This window comes from Mesorhizobium sp. YL-MeA3-2017 (assembly GCF_030814575.1).
GTDB classification, from domain to species: Bacteria; Pseudomonadota; Alphaproteobacteria; order Rhizobiales; family Rhizobiaceae; genus Mesorhizobium; species Mesorhizobium terrae.
Genome location: NZ_JAUSVH010000001.1, coordinates 764016 through 779376, shown reverse-complemented (window position 1 = coordinate 779376; position 15361 = coordinate 764016). Strand labels below are relative to the sequence as shown.

The window sequence follows — 15361 nt, the reverse complement described above, 5'->3', positions numbered from 1 at the left end:
GAGCTCATGCGCCTGTGCGCCCGCATCGGCTATTCGCCTCCGTCCTGCCCTTGAGAATCCGCCTCCGGCTCCTGCCGGATTGATTCAAGAGGAAAGGATAACCCGATGACTTATCAGAATTATTCGCTGAAGCAGTTGCAGCAGATCGACGCTGCGCACCATTTGCATCCCTTTACGGACCACAAGGAACTGCGCGAGATCGGTTCGCGCATCATCACCCGTGCGGACGGCCCGTTCATCTACGATTCCGAAGGCACGGAAATTCTGGACGGCATGGCCGGCCTGTGGTGCGTGAATGTCGGCTATGGCCGCAACGAGCTGGCCGACGCCGCCTACCGCCAGATGAAGGAACTGCCCTACTACAATTCCTTCTTCAAATGCTCGACGCCGACACCGGTGCTTTTGTCCAGGCGGCTGGCTGAGATCGCACCAAAGGGCGTCAGCCAGGTGTTTTACGGCTCGTCCGGCTCGGAGGCCAACGATACGGCCTTGCGCCTGGTGCGCCACTACTGGGCGCTGATGGGCAAGCCGGAGAAGAACCGCATCATCTCGCGCAAGAACGCCTATCACGGCTCCACCGTGGCCGGCACGTCGCTCGGCGGCATGGATGCCATGCACAAGCAGCTCGGCGGCGCGGTTCCCAACATCGTTCATGTCATGATGCCCTACGCCTACGAACTGGCGCTGCCTGGTGAAAGCGACCATGACTTCGGCCTGCGTGCCGCCAAGGCGGTCGAGGATGCCATTGTCGAGGCAGGCCAGGAGAATGTGGCGGCCTTCATCGGCGAGCCGATCATGGGCGCGGGCGGCGTCAAGATTCCGCCGGCCAGCTATTGGCCTGAGGTGCAGCGCATCTGCCGCAAATACGACGTGCTTCTGATGCTGGACGAGGTGATCACCGGCTATGGCCGTACCGGCGAGTGGTTCGCCGCGGATTATTACGGCATCCAGCCGGACACGATCACCACGGCGAAGGCGCTGACCTCCGGCTACCAGCCACTGTCGGCGCTGCTGGTGGGTGAACGCGTTGCTGCGACACTGGTCGAGAAGGGTGGCGAATTCTACCACGGCTACACCTATTCCGGTCATCCGGTGGCCTGTGCCGTGGCATTGGCCAATCTGGACATCATCGCGCGGGAAGGGCTGGTGGAACGAGTGAAGACCGACACCGGGCCGTATTTCGCCAAGGCGCTGCAGGAGCGTATCGCCGGGCACGATCTGGTCGGCGAAGTGCGTTCGGTCGGCCTCATGGGCGCGATCGAGATCGTCAAGGACAAGGCGACTAAGGAGCGTTTCCTTCCCGCCGGAAGTGCTGCGGTGACGGTGCGCGATCATGCAATCGCCAACAACATGATGTTGCGCGCCACCGGCGACACCATGATCCTGTCGCCGCCGCTGATCTGGACCCGTGATACGATCGACATGGCCTGCGAGCGTATCGCAAAGGCGCTCGATCTGGCGAAAAACGATCTGCGCAAGGCCTGACGCTTTGTCGCAGCGAGCCGGCGGAACGATCCGCCGGCTCCAGCATTGGCCTGCCTCAGGCTTATCTTCCCGTGAGGACAACACCGTGAAAGCCAACCTTCAAATGAAGCGCCGCCGCGCGGCGAGCGGCGGAGCCGTCGCCGACCTGATGCTGGCGCCTGCCGTCGTCATGTTGCGGTTGCCGGTCATGGCGGCCGAGGCTGGCGGGATGGCCTGGCATGACGAAACGATGCGCGCCATTTCGGAGAAGGTGGCGGCAACCGCCGAAGGCTTGACCGCCGCGCAACTGTCGATGGCCAACTCGATCGCAAATTTCTGGCCCGAGCTGATGGCGGGGCAGGCGCCCTCCGTCCTGAACGGCGTGGCGTTGGAGCGTTCCATGCATGCCGCGTTGCGCCCCGCGGGCCGACGCGTCAAGGCGAACTTCAGACGGCTGGTCGGACAATAGATCAATTAGCGTGGAGCGGCGTTTCAATGGCAAAAACCGCGTTCGCGGGGAACGCGGCTTTGCCAGATACGCATGGCGTTTCGCTACTGAAAAACCTGCGAAACTAACGGCTCCGGTACGCGAGACCTGATCCGGAGCATGGGCGGCGCGTCGTCCGCCTTGGGTCCGTTTTTACAGGCACATCGTTACCGCGTGGTTAGCGAGAGCTTAAGCAAATCTAAATTTGCCGAGTTTTTGAGCCGTATTTTAGGAAAATGGAATGTTTGTAATGGCTTAGCTTTTATCGCCGCGCAGGAAATTGATGATGCCGGAAAAATCCACGCCGCCGCCGCCCTGCGCGTTGAACAGGGAATAAAGCTGCGCGGCCTCGGCGCCAAGCGGAGTGGCGGCGCCGGAGCCTTGAGCGGCCTCCTGGGCGAGCTTCAGATCCTTCAGCATCAACGCCGCGGCGAAGCCCGGCTTGTAGTCGCGGTTGGCGGGGGAGGTCGGGACCGGGCCGGGAACCGGGCAATAGGTCGTCAACGACCAGCACTGGCCCGACGAGGTCGATGCAACGTCGAACAGCGCCTGATGCGACAGGCCGAGCTTTTCGCCGAGAACGAAAGCTTCGGCCACACCGATCATCGAAATGCCGAGGATCATGTTGTTGCAGATCTTGGCGGCCTGACCGGCGCCGGCTTCGCCGCAATGAACGATGCGGCCAGCCATCGGCTTCAGCACCGGCTCTGCAAGCGCGAACGCCTCTTTCGAGCCGCCAGCCATGAAGGTCAGCGTACCGGCGGCGGCACCGCCCGTTCCACCGGAAACCGGTGCGTCGATGGAGGCAAGGCCGTTCTCGTGCGCGATCGCATGTGCCTTGCGGGCGGATTCGACGTCGATGGTGGAGGAATCGATGAAGAGCGCGCCCTTTTTCGCCCACGGCGCGATCTCGTTGTAGACCGAAAGCACATGCTTGCCGGCCGGCAGCATGGTGATGACAACATCCGCGTCCTTGACCGCGCTCTGGCTATCCTCGGCGATCGTCAGGCCATGTTCCTTGGCCAAAGCGAGGTTTTCCGGCATCAGGTCGAAGCCGACGACATTGTGGCCCGCCTTGACGAGATTGGCGGCCATGGGATTACCCATATTGCCGAGACCGATGAAGGCGATGGTGGTCATTGGATGCTCCGGCGTTGTTCAAAACGGTATGAAGAACAGCGAGTAGGGAATAGCGAATAGAGAGCAGTGTGACTGTTCGTGTTTTCCGCGAGCAGCTTGCTTGGCCTTGTACCTGCTACTCGCTATTCGCTCATTTCCCAATCAAATGCCGCGCCACGATCACACGCATGATCTCGTTGGTGCCTTCGAGAATCTGGTGCACGCGCAGGTCGCGCACCAGTTTCTCCACGCCGTAGTCGTGCAGATAGCCATAGCCGCCGAACAGTTGCAGCGCCTGGTTGGCGACGTCGAAACCGGTGTCGGTGACGAAACGCTTGGCCATCGCCGACCATTTGGAGGCGTCATGTGCCTTGGCATCCAGCTTCGAAGCGGCGGCATAGAGGAAGATACGGGCGGCCTGCAGCTCCGTCTCCATGTCGGCCAGCTTGAACTGCAGTGCTTGGAACTGGTTGATGGTCGAACCGAAGGCCTTGCGCTCGGACGCATAGGTCAACGCCTTGGTGAGCGCCGACTGAGCGCCACCCAGCGAGCATGCGGCGATGTTCAGCCGGCCGCCGTCGAGACCCGCCATGGCGATCTTGAAGCCCATGCCTTCGCCCGACAAAAGGTTCTCGGCCGGCACCTTGCAGTCTTCGAAGATGACGGTTCGGGTGGACTGCATGTGCCAGCCCATCTTGTGCTCGTTAGCACCGAAGGAGAGGCCGGGTGCGTCCTTGGGCACGACCAGTGTCGAAATGCCCTTGGGGCCATCCTCGCCGGTACGCACCATGGCGACATAGATGTCGGAATCGCCGGCGCCCGAGATGAACTGCTTGGTGCCGTTGACGACGTAGTCCGATCCGTTGCCGCCCGAACGCGTCGCCCTGGTTTTCAGCGCGGCAGCGTCCGAACCGGAGCCCGGCTCGGTCAGGCAGTAGCTGGCCAGCCATTCCATCGAGGTCAGCTTTGGCAGCAAGCGCTGGCGCTGCTCGTCATTGCCGAAGCGGTCGATCATCGAGGCCGCCATGTTGTGGATGGAAATGAATGAGGAGAAGGCCGGGCACGCGCGGGAAAGAGCCTCGAAGATCAAAACGGCGTCGAGCCGGCCCAGCGCCGATCCGCCGACGTCGTCGCGTACATAGATGCCGCCCAAGCCGAGCGGCCCGGTTTCGCGGATCACATCGGCCGGAAAGTGCTTGGCCCTGTCCCATTCGAGCGCATTCGGCGCGACGCGTTCGTCGGCGAAGGCTTCGGCCATCGCCTGTATCGCGCGCTGGTCTTCGTTGAGCTCGAACTGGCCGCCGGCCGCCGTCGTGACGGTATCCATGGCGTCCTCCCGGATATGTCGTTTTTAGCTATGCGTGCATCGCAATCTAGACCAATGATGCGCCCGCGCAACCCGCGCTTTGGGTCCACATCCACCCTGGAGTGTGGCAAAGCGGCTGTGCGGCAATGCGTGAGCGGAGCAGGTGGTGACGACAATTTTCGACGAGCTGTTGGAAGCATTTCATGCTTTCCTCGGTCATGCCGACGCTTCGGTGGCGCGCGATGCCGCAGGCGCCGTCGACTGGGCGATGCCAGTCCGTCCGCTGGAGCCGCAATCCATACCGTGCGTTCGCCACCTTGACCGCGTCATTGAAATCGCGCCAGAGCGAGCAAAGCCGCTGGCGCACATGCTGGCTGACCATCGTGATGTATTACGGTGGGGGCAGACTTACGGCGAAGCGGATTTCGATCGCACCTTCCTCGATAATTACGGCTGGCTGGAAGTGTTCGGCACGCGCGGCCACTTTGCCAACGACGCGGCGGCCGGCGGGCTCCTGATCTTGGGGCCGGGGATCGTCTATCCGGATCATCATCACGTCGCCGAGGAAATCTACATCCCGCTGACCGGCGGTACGGGTTGGCGCAAGGGCGATGGCGCCTTCCAGATCCGGCAGGCCGGCGAGGTCATCCACCATCCCTCCAACATCAACCATGCGATGAAGACGGGCGCCGAACCGTTGCTGGCGCTCTATCTCTGGCGGGGCGGGCCGCTTGCCGCCAAATCCACCATCACCGGCGGGGAAGCGTGAGCATGGCGCGGGCATTCATGCTGCAAGGCACTGGCTCCGATGTCGGCAAGACGGTGCTGGTGGCCGGACTCTGTCGCGCCGCATTGCGGCGTGGGCTCAAGGTCAGGCCGTTCAAGCCGCAGAACATGTCGAACAATGCCGCGGTGGCGGAAATTCCCGGCGAGGCTGGCGGCGGCGAGATCGGTCGCGGGCAATGGCTGCAGGCGCTGGCCTGTGGCGTCGCGCCGACTGTCGACATGAACCCGGTGCTGCTCAAGCCGCAGACCGATGTCGGCTCGCAGGTCATCGTGCAGGGCAAGGTTTTCGGCGAAGCGCGCGCCCGCGACTACCAGACCATGAAGGGCCGCCTGATGGAGGCGGTGCTGCAATCCTGGGCGAGGGTGAAGGAAGACGCGGATCTCGTCATCGTCGAAGGGGCGGGTTCACCTGCGGAAATCAACCTCAGGCCGCGCGACATCGCCAATATGGGTTTCGCGACGCGGGCCGATGTGCCGGTGGTGCTGGTCGGCGACATCGACCGGGGCGGCGTCATTGCCTCCGTGGCCGGCACGCATCTGATCCTGCCGGAGGAGGACCGGCGCATGATCGCCGGCTACCTCATCAACAAGTTCCGCGGCGATGTTTCGCTCTTCGATGATGGTATCCGGTCGATCCAAGGGTTCACCGGCTGGCGCTGCTTCGGTGTGGTGCCGTGGCTGAAAGCCGCGTCGCGGCTACCGTCGGAAGATTCGGTCGTGCTGGAACGGTTGGCGGCCGGTGAGAAACGCGCCCTGAAAGTCGCGGTGCCGATGTTGTCGCGCATCGCTAATTTCGACGATCTTGATCCGCTCAAGGCGGAGCCGCAGGTGGAGGTGGTGTTCGTGCCACCGGGAAAACCACTGCCGGCCGATGCCGGGCTGGTGGTCATTCCCGGTTCGAAATCGACCATCGGCGATCTCCTGCATCTGCGCGAACAGGGCTGGGATCGCGACCTTGCTGCCCATGTCAGGCGTGGCGGCCATGTCGTCGGCATCTGCGGCGGCTTCCAGATGCTCGGCAGCACTGTACGCGATCCCGACGGTATCGAAGGCAGCGTGCGCGAGACCGAAGGGCTTGGTCTGCTTGACGTCGAGACGGTGATGGAGCCGGAGAAAACGGTCCGCACCAGCAATGCGCGCTCGACCGTCTTCGACCTGCCGCTGGAAGGTTATGAGATCCATCTCGGCCGCACCACCGGTCCGGATTGCCGGCGCCCGGCGGTGGTCATCAACGATGTGCCGGACGGTGCGGTATCGGCCGATGGCAAGGTGTTCGGCACCTATCTGCATGGCCTGTTTGGGGCGGACGCCTTCCGTGCCCGTTTCCTGGAAAGCCTCGGTGTCACGGGTGGCGGTATCGACTACCGGGCCGATGTCGAGGCGGCGCTCGACGAAATCGCCATGGCGCTGGAAACACATCTGGACTGCGACGAGCTGTTTGGTCTGGCACGTTAGCGCATGGCGGATTTCGCATCGGGGAGCGCGACTGGGGGATCGCGGCCCGATGCGAAATCTGGGCGCGCCACGCCCTTTCGGGAAACCGTCAGTTCGGCTTGATGCCTGTCTTCGGCCAATAGGTGCCGAGCGACCAGACGTTGCCCTCGGGGTCGCGGCAGATGAACTCGCGGCTGCCATAGCCGCGGTCCGTCAACCCTTCGAGGATTTCCGCGCCGGCCGCCTCGGCGCGTGCAAAGGCCACGTCCGCATCGTCGACGGCGATGTAGATGGAACGGCCGTTGGGGCCAGGTTCGCCGACGATTTCGCCGAAGCGGTCGCGGCGTGAAGACCCCAGCATGATCATAGCGGAACCGAGGGCGAGTTCGGCGTGCTGGATCATTTCGCCATCGTTGTAGCGGGCATGCACGGTGAAGCCGAAGGCCTTGGCGAGCCAGTCGACCATCATGGGCGCGTCGCGGAAGCGCATGACGGGATAGAGGCGGGGCGGTTCGGTGGACATGGTCATCTCCTGTCGGGTTGGACGATGCGTCATCCTGGCCGGCATGCGATGGGAGCGTCTTGAAGAAATGTTACCTTCGGCATCTGGCCGGACAGGCTGCGGTCAGGTGCTCAGCGTGCCGGGCGTCGTGCCGGCCAGGTCGCGGAATTCGCGGGCCAGATGCGCCTGGTCGGCGTAACCGCAGTCGGCGGCGATGCCGGCCCAATTGCCGTCTCCGCGCCGCGACAGCTGAAGCGCGCGGTTGAAGCGGACCATGCGCGCCAGTGTCTTCGGTGCTACACCGGTGGCATCGCGGAAGCGCTCGGCGAGATGCCGGCGGCTCCAGTCCAGTTCGGCGGCGATCAGGCCGATGCGCGTCTGTCCGCCGCTCTCCAGAATCCGGTCCACCGCCCAGGCGATTTGCGGTCCTCGTGGCGATGCCGCGGCCACCCGGCGGACGATGAAGTCCTCGACGAGATCGAAGCGCCGGTCCCAGTCTTGCTCATTGCCGAGCGCCTCGCGCAAGGCGGCGCCGTCATGTCCCAGCACATCGTCCAACGGCACCATGCGGTCGGTGAGTTCGCTGAGCGGCATGCGGAAGAAACGCCTTGCGCCGGCAAGCGTGAAATTCACCTGCAGGCAACAGCTGTGACCGAAGGAATCGATCGTCACCGGGCCGGCGTAGAGGCCGGCAGCGAAGCTGTCGTGGCGGTCGTCTTCTTGGGGAGGGCGGCCGAGTGCGATCGCGAACGGCGCGTCGAAATTGATCACCAGCGGCACGATCAGCGTCGCGTATTCGATCTGGCGGTAGTGGCCGGGCGTCAGTTCGCGATAGCCGCAGATATCCGTCACAACCGAACGCAAAGCCGGCACAGGCGCCCGGCGCAGCATGAAAAAATGCCGCGGCTCGTTCTCGCTGTCCTGGCTTCCGGCAGGCATCGCCATCTCCTCTATACGGAGTTTAGCTCTTGCCCGCCGAAATCAAAAGTCGATCGATTGGGCGTGCCGTCAGACGCCGCGCAACAAGCAGCCGACCGCCAGAACGATATAGGCGATGAGCATGATCCACACCGCCGCCAGCGGTATGAAGGACAAGACGCCAAGCGCCGCCAGAAGGCCGATGATGGCGATGACGACGGAAATGATGAACACAATTTGGGTGGGTGCGCTGAGATTCATGTCTGGATTCCCTCTCCACATGATTCGTGCAGGGCAATGCTATCAGCGCTGGCCTCAGACACCAATCAGAACGCGCAGCGGGTTGGCCGGGTCTATCAGAAGTTTTGCGGCCAGTGCCACGCAGGTCAGCACCAGCAGCGGCTTGATCAGCTTCGCGCCGACGCGCACCGCCAGGCTGGCGCCGAGCCTGGCACCGAGGAACTGGGCGATGCCCATGACGATGCCGACTTTCCAGAAGATCACGCCGACCGTGGCGAAGACGGCGAAGGCGCCGATGTTGGAGGCGAAATTCAGCAGCTTGGTGTGCGCGGTGGCCTTGAGCACGCCGTAACCGGCGAGCGCGACGAAGGCCAGCATGAAGAACGAACCGGCGCCGGGTCCGAACAGGCCGTCATAGAAACCGATGGCCGGGACGACGGTGAGGCCGAGCAGGAAGGGCGACAGTCGTTCGGTGCGGTCGACATCGCCCATATTGGGCTTCAGCGCGAAGTAGAGCGCGATCGCGATCAGGATGAGAGGCAGCGCGGCGCGCAGCACATCGCCGGGAACGACTGTTGCCGCGATGGCACCGAGCACGCTGCCAAGAAGCGACATCAATGCCGAGGGCCATTGCTTGAGCGGATCGACCTGACCCTTGGCCGCATAGGCGAGGGTAGCCGAGCCGGAGCCGAAAAGCCCCTGCAGCTTGTTGGTGCCGAGTGCCTCGATCGGCGAGAAACCGGCCAGGAGCAGCGCCGGGATCGTGATCAGCCCGCCGCCGCCGGCGATAGAATCGATGATGCCGGCCACGAAGGCGGCCAGCCCGAGCATGGCGACGGTTTGAAAGGTGAGATCGATCATGGGGCGGAGAGCGCCGGGAGAGGAACAAACGGGGAGACAGCGGCGTTCCATCATAGGCAACCCGTTTGCGCAAGGGCCAATACGCGCTACCTATGAGGCCCGATTCTGGAGGAACGCGATGGCGATGGCGCTGCTGGACAAGATTCGCTCGATCTTCGAAGGCGACCCCGGAGTGCGCAAGGTCGCCGACGATCCGGTGCTGTCGGCCGAATTGCTGATGCTGTTTCGCATGATCCTGGCCGACGGGTCCGTTTCGGAAAGCGAGATGGAGGTCTTCCGCCGCATCTGCTCCGGCTCCTTCGGCATCCCCGAGGACAGCATCGACGCGGTGATCGAATATCTCAACGAGTTCGGCTACGAGACCAATGGTTCGCAGGCGATTGCCATGTTCCGCGACCTCGATGTGGAGCGTCGCAAGCTGCTGGCACAACACATGGTCGAGATCGCGAAGGCCGACCACCATCTCGCCGACAACGAGGTGAAGCTTCTGCGCCGCTCGCTCGATTTGCTCGGCATCAACCCAGTGGATCTGGTGAAGAGCTGACACCGCCGACGCAACCGGCCGATTGAACCAATAAGGGTAGTCGTTTGAGCTTTGCCGACAGCTATCTCGGACGGCTGCGAAAACTGATCGGGCACCGCCTTGTGTTGGTGCCCGGCGCACGCATCGTCATCGAGCGCGATGATGGCTTTATCTTGCTGCACAAGCGCACCGATTTCGACGCTTGGGGCCTGCCGGGCGGCAGCGCCGAGGAAGGCGAGGATATCGAGACGATCATCATGCGCGAGGTCGCCGAGGAAACCGGACTGGTCGTTCGCGACGTCAAGCCTTTCGCCTTCGGCAGCAATCCCCGCTACGAAAGCTTCGAATTCCCCAATGGCGATCGGACCCAGTTCTTCGTGCTGATTTTCTACACGCGCAGCTTTACGGGGGAGGCCGCCGCCATGGACGACGAAAGCAGCGCGGTTGGATGGTTCGCACCCGGCGCGCTGCCCGAAATGCTGCCCAACATGGCACGCAGCGCAGAAGCCTATGTCCGGTTCAAGAAGACCGGCGAATTCCAGATGATCTAGGTTTTCGTCGGCCGACTGAGCCGCTTCTCAGCCTTGTTCCTGCATTCTGCGGGCAATGGCGCGGTGCAGGTCGGGCGCGGCAGTGACCAACGCCTGTGCTGCTTCCGATTGCGGATGGTCGAGGACTTCCCCGGTTCTGCCGCGTTCGACGATCCTGCCTTCATGCATGACCAGCACCTCGTCGGTGATGGCGCGGGCAACGGTCAGATCGTGAGTGATGAACAGATAGGCGACGCCCAACCGGCTGTTCAAATCCGCGAACAGGTCGAGGATCTGGGCGCGGATCGACACGTCGAGGGCCGAAACCGGCTCGTCGGCGACGACCAGTTTCGGTCGCGTGATGATGGCGCGCGCGATCGACAGGCGCTGGCGTTGGCCGCCCGAGAATTCGTGCGGGTATTTGTCGAGATCGGACGGGCCGAGCCCGACTTCGTGCAGCGCCTGCGCCACCATCTCGCGGCGCTCCGCCGGCAAGGGTTTCTTCTCCAAGAGATGCAGGGGCTCGGCCACCAGCTTTTCGACCTTCTGGCGTGGATCGAACGAACCGTAAGGGTCCTGGAACACCACTTGCATGTCGCGTCGCGCCGGCTTCAGTTCCGCCTCGTCCCGACGCGAGATCGTCTCGTTGCGGAAGCGGATCGTGCCGGCGTTCGGGTTGTCGAGGGCGAGGATCATGCGCGCCAGTGTGGACTTGCCGCAGCCCGAGCGGCCGACGAGTGCCACCGATTGGCCGGGCGCTATCGTCAGCGAAACGTCGTCGACGGCGTGAACGGGCGCGCCGCGTTTGAAGAAGGAGGTACGGCGGCCGGGATAGAGACGCGAGACGTTTTCGACGGACAGGAGAGGGGGCGCTTTGCTCACTCCCACTGGGGCGGGCAATCGCTCCGGCACATGCATCGAGGCGAGCGCCAGTTGCCGCGTATAGGGATGCAACTGATCGGAAAGCGTGCGCGCGGTCTCTCCGGCCTCCATCACCTCGCCATGGCGCAGGATGGTGATGCGGTCGGACATTTCGGTGACCACGGCCAGGTCGTGCGAGATGAGCAGCAGGCCCATATTGTTCTCGCGCACCAGATCGCGCAGCAGGTCGAGGATCTGCGCTTGCAAGACGACGTCGAGGGCAGTGGTCGGTTCGTCGGCGATCAGGAGTTTCGGCTTCAGCGCGCAGGCGATGGCGATGACGACACGCTGGCGCTGGCCGCCGGACAGTTCATGCGGATAGCGGCTGAGCGGGAACTTCGCCTCCGGCAAACCGACCCGGTCCAATATCTTTCGCGCGCGTTCTTCCGCTTCGGCGCGGCCGGCTTTGGTGTGCCAGCGAATGCCTTCCGCAACCTGTTCGCCGATGGTCTTGACCGGATTGAGCGCGGTCATCGGTTCCTGGAACACCATGCCGATGTCGTCGCCGCGCAAGGCGCACATCTGGTCCTCGGTTGCGGCGAGGATGTCGATACCGTCGAAACGCACGCTGCCCGCAGCCCTGGCCGTGAACGGCAGCAACTGCATCACGGTCATTGCCGTCATCGATTTGCCCGAACCGGATTCGCCGACCAGCCCGACCACCTCACCCGGCGCGACGGAAAGATCGATGTCTTTCAGGATCGGGCGGCTGCCGATCGAGAGCGACAGGTTCTCGATTTCAAGCAGGCTCATCGGCGTCGCCGCGACTTGGGATCGAGATTGTCAGCAATGCCGTCACCGAGCAGGTTCAATGCCAGAACCGTGATCACGATGGCCATACCCGGGAAGATCGCCATCCAGGGCGCTTGTGTCATGCGGGTCTGCGCCTCGAACAGCATCCGGCCCCAGCTCGGCATCGGCGGTTGCGCGCCGAGGCCGAGATAGGAGAGGCTGGCTTCAGCCAGGATGCCCAGCGCGAACTGGATCGTGCCCTGCACCAGCAGCAACGTCGCGATGTTGGGCAGGATGTGCTCCACCGTGATCAGCGTCTTGCCCTTGCCGGCGGCGCGGGCGGCAAGGATGTACTCACGCGGCCAGATGGTGAGGGCGCCGGCGCGCGCGACACGGGCGAAGACCGGAATGTTGAAGATGCCGATGGCGATGATGGCGTTAACGGCGCCGGGGCCGAAGATGGCGGTGATCATGATAGCCGACAAAAGCGCCGGGAAGGCGAAAACGAGGTCGTTCAGCCGCATCAGCGCTTCGTCGACCAGGCCGCCGCGCGCCGCCGCCCACGTGCCGAGCGGCACGCCGATGCCCATGCCGATGCCGACGGCGACCAAAGCGACGGCGATGGAGTTGCGGGCGCCGATCATGATCATCGACAGGATGTCGCGGCCGAAATGGTCGGTACCGAACCAATGCGCCGCGGACGGCGCCAGCATTTTGTCGGAAATCACCAGCCGAGTGATGTCGTAGGGCGTCCACAGGAACGAAAGGGTGGCCATCGCGGCGACCAGAACGGTGATCGCGAACCCGAGCACGAAGGACCGGTGCCGGAAGGCTTTCGCGACCAGGGAGCCGAAGGTTTCCCGCGGGATTTCAGTCTGTAGCGTCACGATCGTGTCCTCAGGCGCGGATCCACGAGCGCATAGGAGAAGTCGACCAGGAGGTTGACGAGGATGACGGCGGCGACCAGCAACATGACGCCGCCTTGCACCACGATCAGGTCGCGCTGGTTAATGGCCTGGAAGACAAGCCGGCCGAGGCCGGGGAGATAAAAGACATTCTCGATAATGATGGTGCCGGCTAGCAGGAACGCGAATTGCAGACCGAGGATCGTCAGCACCGGGATCATGGCATTGCGCAGCGCATGCCGCCACAGGACGGCGCGGTAGGGCATGCCCTTGGCGCGCGCGGTGCGGATATAGTCCTCGGACAAGACTTCGATCAGCGCCTGCCGCGTCACGCGGGCAAGGATCGCGGCCTGCGGCAGTGCCAGCGCAATGGCCGGCAGGACCAGCGCCTTCAGTGCCGGCCAGATGCCGCTTCCCCAGCCCGGGAAACCGCCCGCCGGCACCCATTTCAGCCAGACGGCGAAAAGATAGATCAGCAGCAGGGCGAACCAGAAGTTCGGGATGGCGACGCCGATTTGCGAAGCGCCCATGGAGACGGTGTCGCCGAAACGGCCTTGGCGGGCGGCGGCGTAGAGACCGACCGGAATGGCGATCAGCGTCGACAGGGCGAGCGCCATCAGCGCCAGCGGCAGGGAGACGACGATGCGCTCGCGCACCAGGTCGATCACCGGCACCGCATAGGTGTAGGAACGGCCGAAATCGAGCACGGCAAGATTGCCGATCCAGTGCAGGTAGCGCAGCAGAAGCGGGTCGTTCAGCCCCATCTGCGTACGCAGCTGCTCGACCTGCTCGGCGCTGGCGCTCATGCCGAGCATCAGCCGCGCGGGATCGCCGGGCAGCACTTCCAGCACGGCGAACACGACGATCGAGGCAAGCACCAGCGTGGCGAAGGCGATTGCGATGCGCTTGAAAAGATAGGCGGTCATGCGCGGCGCACTTTTCCTTCTCCCCGTTCACGGGGAGAAGGTGTGCCAAACGAACGGATGAGGGGCAATAATATGCTCTGCAATGTCTGGCGCCGCCCCTTAATTGCCTGCTGGTATCTTCTCCCCGCGAACGGGGAGAAGATACCTTTCATCAATCCGCCCACTTCACCTTGGTGAGGTCGTTGGCCGGCACCGGCTGGTTCTGCCACAGGCCTTCCAGCTTGGAGTCCCAGACACCCACCTTGGGCAATTCGAACATGAAGCCGACCACGGCATCGTCGGCGAGGATCTTCTGCGCCTTGCCCAGCAATTCCTTGCGCTTGGCTTCGTCTGCGGTGAGGTTCAACTCGTCGATGACCTTGTTGAACTCGGGGTTGTGGTAGTTGAAGTAGTAGTCCTTGCGCGAATAGATATCGATGTCGTTCGGCTCGGTATGGGACACGATGGTGAAATCGTAGTCCTTCTTGGTGAACACCTGATCCAGCCATTGCGCCCATTCGACCGGGATGATCTCGAGGTCGATGCCGATCTCGCGCAATTCCGACGCGACGATCTCGCCGCCGAGACGCGCATAGTCGGGCGGCGGCAATTTCAGCGTCGCCTTGAAGCCGTTCTCCAGTCCGGCTTCCTTCAACAGCGCCTTGGCCTTGGCCGGATCGTGCGGGTACACGCCGGTCAGGTCGACATAGTCTTTGTTGGACGGCGACATGTGCGAGCCGATCGGTACGCCGAGACCGGCCGAGGCGCCGTCGATGATCGCCTTGCGGTCGAGCGCGTAGGACACGGCCTGGCGCACCTTCAACTGGTCGAGCGGCGACTTCTTGTTGTTCATGGCCAGGATGGTCTCGCCCTCGGTGGCACCGACCACGACCTTGAGGTTGGGCGCATCCTTAACCTGGGGAACGGCATCCGGTGAAAAGAACGGGAATGCCTGCACGTCGCCGGACAGCATCGCCGCCACGGCCGCCGCGGCATCGGGAATGAAGCGGAATTCGGCCTTGTCGAGATGAACCGGCTCGCCCCAGTAATTGTCGGTTTTCACGAGCGTCAACGAGGAGCCCTTCACCCAGTTCTGGAATTTGAAGGGGCCGGTGCCGATCGGCTTTTCCTTGTTGGTGTCGGCGCTTTCTGGCGCCACGATCACCGCGTCGCCCCAGCCCATATTGTAGAGGAAGGAACCCTGCGGCTGCTTCAGCGTCACCTTCACCGTCGTCGGGTCGACGACCTCGACGGTGTCGATGGCGGCGAAAAGCTGTTTTTGCGCGTTCTGGGAATTTTCGGCACGGGCGCGGTCCAGCGAGAACTTGACGTCCGAGGCATCGAAATCGGTGCCGTCGTGGAACTTCACGCCCTTGTGTAGCTTGAACGTATAGACCTTGCCGTCATCCGAAATCGTCCAGCTTTCTGCGAGGTCCGGCAGCACTTCGCCATTGGGGCCGATGCGGGTCAGGCCCTCGAAGATGTTGGCGTAGGTGACTTCGCGGATGGCTGCGGCGGCTCCCGCCGTCGGGTCGAGATGCGGCGGCTCAAGCACCATGCCGAGCACCAGATCGGTGCGGGCGGCCATCGCCGCGGTGCTAGAGGCCAGCGCGACAGCAGCCGCGGCCAGAATGGTCTTCCAGTGCCTCATCTCAAACTCCCTCAATGTTAGCCCGGCGGGATAGAAGCGTGAAATCCCGTTCTAGTAAATCGCATTTGTTTTCCCCG

16 protein-coding genes are annotated in these 15361 nt (G+C 63.2%); 6 read left to right on the top strand and 10 right to left on the bottom strand.

Annotated features, from left to right (window positions below):
• The first annotated feature begins 105 nt into the window (after positions 1 to 105).
• Positions 106 to 1485 carry an aspartate aminotransferase family protein gene (locus QFZ88_RS03660; protein WP_024926845.1) on the top strand — a complete coding sequence of 460 codons (1380 nt, stop codon included), beginning with the start codon at positions 106 to 108 and terminating at the stop codon, positions 1483 to 1485.
• An 85-nt stretch (positions 1486 to 1570) separates the two neighbouring features.
• A complete protein-coding gene (locus QFZ88_RS03655) occupies positions 1571 to 1933 on the top strand; it encodes a hypothetical protein (protein WP_244431292.1) in 363 nt (120 codons plus the stop codon).
• 273 nt (positions 1934 to 2206) lie between these two features.
• Here the strand turns inward: QFZ88_RS03655 and mmsB are convergent, their stop codons facing one another.
• Together mmsB and QFZ88_RS03645 are read right to left on the bottom strand one after the other, a co-directional pair.
• Positions 2207 to 3091: a 3-hydroxyisobutyrate dehydrogenase gene (gene mmsB / locus QFZ88_RS03650; protein ID WP_024926847.1), complete on the bottom strand. Its 885-nt coding sequence runs from the start codon at positions 3089 to 3091 to the stop codon at positions 2207 to 2209.
• Positions 3092 to 3221: 130 nt separating this feature from the next.
• On the bottom strand, positions 3222 to 4397 hold the full coding sequence (locus QFZ88_RS03645) for an isobutyryl-CoA dehydrogenase (protein WP_024926848.1): 1176 nt from the start codon (positions 4395 to 4397) through the stop codon (positions 3222 to 3224).
• A gap of 145 nt (positions 4398 to 4542) precedes the next feature.
• On the opposite strand from QFZ88_RS03645, the gene QFZ88_RS03640 reads away from it, so the two are divergent.
• Positions 4543 to 5145: a dimethylsulfonioproprionate lyase family protein gene (locus QFZ88_RS03640; RefSeq protein ID WP_024926849.1), complete on the top strand. Its 603-nt coding sequence runs from the start codon at positions 4543 to 4545 to the stop codon at positions 5143 to 5145.
• Between the two features lie 2 nt (positions 5146 to 5147).
• A complete protein-coding gene (locus QFZ88_RS03635; RefSeq protein ID WP_024926850.1) occupies positions 5148 to 6617 on the top strand; it encodes a cobyric acid synthase in 1470 nt (489 codons plus the stop codon).
• 88 nt (positions 6618 to 6705) lie between these two features.
• Here QFZ88_RS03635 and QFZ88_RS03630 read toward each other — a convergent pair whose 3' ends face one another.
• The 4 genes from QFZ88_RS03630 to QFZ88_RS03615 all read right to left on the bottom strand — a co-directional run bounded on the left by QFZ88_RS03630 (position 6706) and on the right by QFZ88_RS03615 (position 9117).
• Entirely contained in the window at positions 6706 to 7125 is a 420-nt protein-coding gene (locus QFZ88_RS03630) for a VOC family protein (RefSeq protein ID WP_024926851.1), read from the bottom strand.
• Between the two features lie 96 nt (positions 7126 to 7221).
• On the bottom strand, positions 7222 to 8037 hold the full coding sequence (locus QFZ88_RS03625) for a helix-turn-helix transcriptional regulator (protein ID WP_024926852.1): 816 nt from the start codon (positions 8035 to 8037) through the stop codon (positions 7222 to 7224).
• 69 nt (positions 8038 to 8106) lie between these two features.
• Complete coding sequence (locus QFZ88_RS03620; RefSeq protein ID WP_139116491.1) at positions 8107 to 8277, bottom strand: hypothetical protein; 171 nt, start codon at positions 8275 to 8277, stop codon at positions 8107 to 8109.
• Positions 8278 to 8331: 54 nt separating this feature from the next.
• Positions 8332 to 9117, bottom strand: a complete 786-nt coding sequence (locus tag QFZ88_RS03615) for a TSUP family transporter (protein WP_024926853.1) — start codon at positions 9115 to 9117, stop codon at positions 8332 to 8334.
• A 118-nt stretch (positions 9118 to 9235) separates the two neighbouring features.
• Between QFZ88_RS03615 and QFZ88_RS03610 the strand changes: the two genes are divergently transcribed.
• On the top strand, positions 9236 to 9661 hold the full coding sequence (locus QFZ88_RS03610; protein ID WP_024926854.1) for a TerB family tellurite resistance protein: 426 nt from the start codon (positions 9236 to 9238) through the stop codon (positions 9659 to 9661).
• 44 nt (positions 9662 to 9705) lie between these two features.
• Positions 9706 to 10191 carry an NUDIX domain-containing protein gene (locus QFZ88_RS03605; RefSeq protein WP_024926855.1) on the top strand — a complete coding sequence of 162 codons (486 nt, stop codon included), beginning with the start codon at positions 9706 to 9708 and terminating at the stop codon, positions 10189 to 10191.
• Between the two features lie 27 nt (positions 10192 to 10218).
• On the opposite strand, the gene QFZ88_RS03600 is transcribed toward QFZ88_RS03605, so the two are convergent.
• From QFZ88_RS03600 to QFZ88_RS03585, 4 genes are all read right to left on the bottom strand, one after another.
• Positions 10219 to 11844 carry an ABC transporter ATP-binding protein gene (locus QFZ88_RS03600; protein ID WP_024926856.1) on the bottom strand — a complete coding sequence of 542 codons (1626 nt, stop codon included), beginning with the start codon at positions 11842 to 11844 and terminating at the stop codon, positions 10219 to 10221.
• The gene (locus QFZ88_RS03595) at positions 11841 to 12710 is read right to left on the bottom strand and encodes an ABC transporter permease (protein ID WP_024926857.1); all 870 of its coding nucleotides are present in this window, start codon (positions 12708 to 12710) and stop codon (positions 11841 to 11843) included. Before QFZ88_RS03595 ends, QFZ88_RS03600 begins: the two co-directional genes overlap by 4 nt.
• Complete coding sequence (locus tag QFZ88_RS03590; protein ID WP_024926858.1) at positions 12707 to 13654, bottom strand: ABC transporter permease; 948 nt, start codon at positions 13652 to 13654, stop codon at positions 12707 to 12709. Before QFZ88_RS03590 ends, QFZ88_RS03595 begins: the two co-directional genes overlap by 4 nt.
• Positions 13655 to 13805: 151 nt before the next feature.
• A complete protein-coding gene (locus QFZ88_RS03585; protein ID WP_024926859.1) occupies positions 13806 to 15284 on the bottom strand; it encodes an ABC transporter substrate-binding protein in 1479 nt (492 codons plus the stop codon).
• Between the last annotated feature and the right edge of the window lie 77 nt (positions 15285 to 15361).

Bases quoted from the DNA above. Each gene is read 5' to 3' on its own strand.
- QFZ88_RS03645 (WP_024926848.1), bottom strand. From the start codon at position 4,397: ATGGATACCGTCACGACGGCGGCCGGCGGCCAGTTCGAGCTCAACGAA.
- QFZ88_RS03600 (WP_024926856.1), bottom strand. From the start codon at position 11,844: ATGAGCCTGCTTGAAATCGAGAACCTGTCGCTCTCGATCGGCAGCCGC.
- QFZ88_RS03635 (WP_024926850.1), top strand. From the start codon at position 5,148: ATGGCGCGGGCATTCATGCTGCAAGGCACTGGCTCCGATGTCGGCAAG.
- QFZ88_RS03615 (WP_024926853.1), bottom strand. From the start codon at position 9,117: ATGATCGATCTCACCTTTCAAACCGTCGCCATGCTCGGGCTGGCCGCC.
- QFZ88_RS03620 (WP_139116491.1), bottom strand. From the start codon at position 8,277: ATGAATCTCAGCGCACCCACCCAAATTGTGTTCATCATTTCCGTCGTC.
- mmsB (WP_024926847.1), bottom strand. From the start codon at position 3,091: ATGACCACCATCGCCTTCATCGGTCTCGGCAATATGGGTAATCCCATG.
- QFZ88_RS03610 (WP_024926854.1), top strand. From the start codon at position 9,236: ATGGCGATGGCGCTGCTGGACAAGATTCGCTCGATCTTCGAAGGCGAC.
- QFZ88_RS03630 (WP_024926851.1), bottom strand. From the start codon at position 7,125: ATGACCATGTCCACCGAACCGCCCCGCCTCTATCCCGTCATGCGCTTC.
- QFZ88_RS03585 (WP_024926859.1), bottom strand. From the start codon at position 15,284: ATGAGGCACTGGAAGACCATTCTGGCCGCGGCTGCTGTCGCGCTGGCC.
- QFZ88_RS03590 (WP_024926858.1), bottom strand. From the start codon at position 13,654: ATGACCGCCTATCTTTTCAAGCGCATCGCAATCGCCTTCGCCACGCTG.
- QFZ88_RS03625 (WP_024926852.1), bottom strand. From the start codon at position 8,037: ATGCCTGCCGGAAGCCAGGACAGCGAGAACGAGCCGCGGCATTTTTTC.
- QFZ88_RS03660 (WP_024926845.1), top strand. From the start codon at position 106: ATGACTTATCAGAATTATTCGCTGAAGCAGTTGCAGCAGATCGACGCT.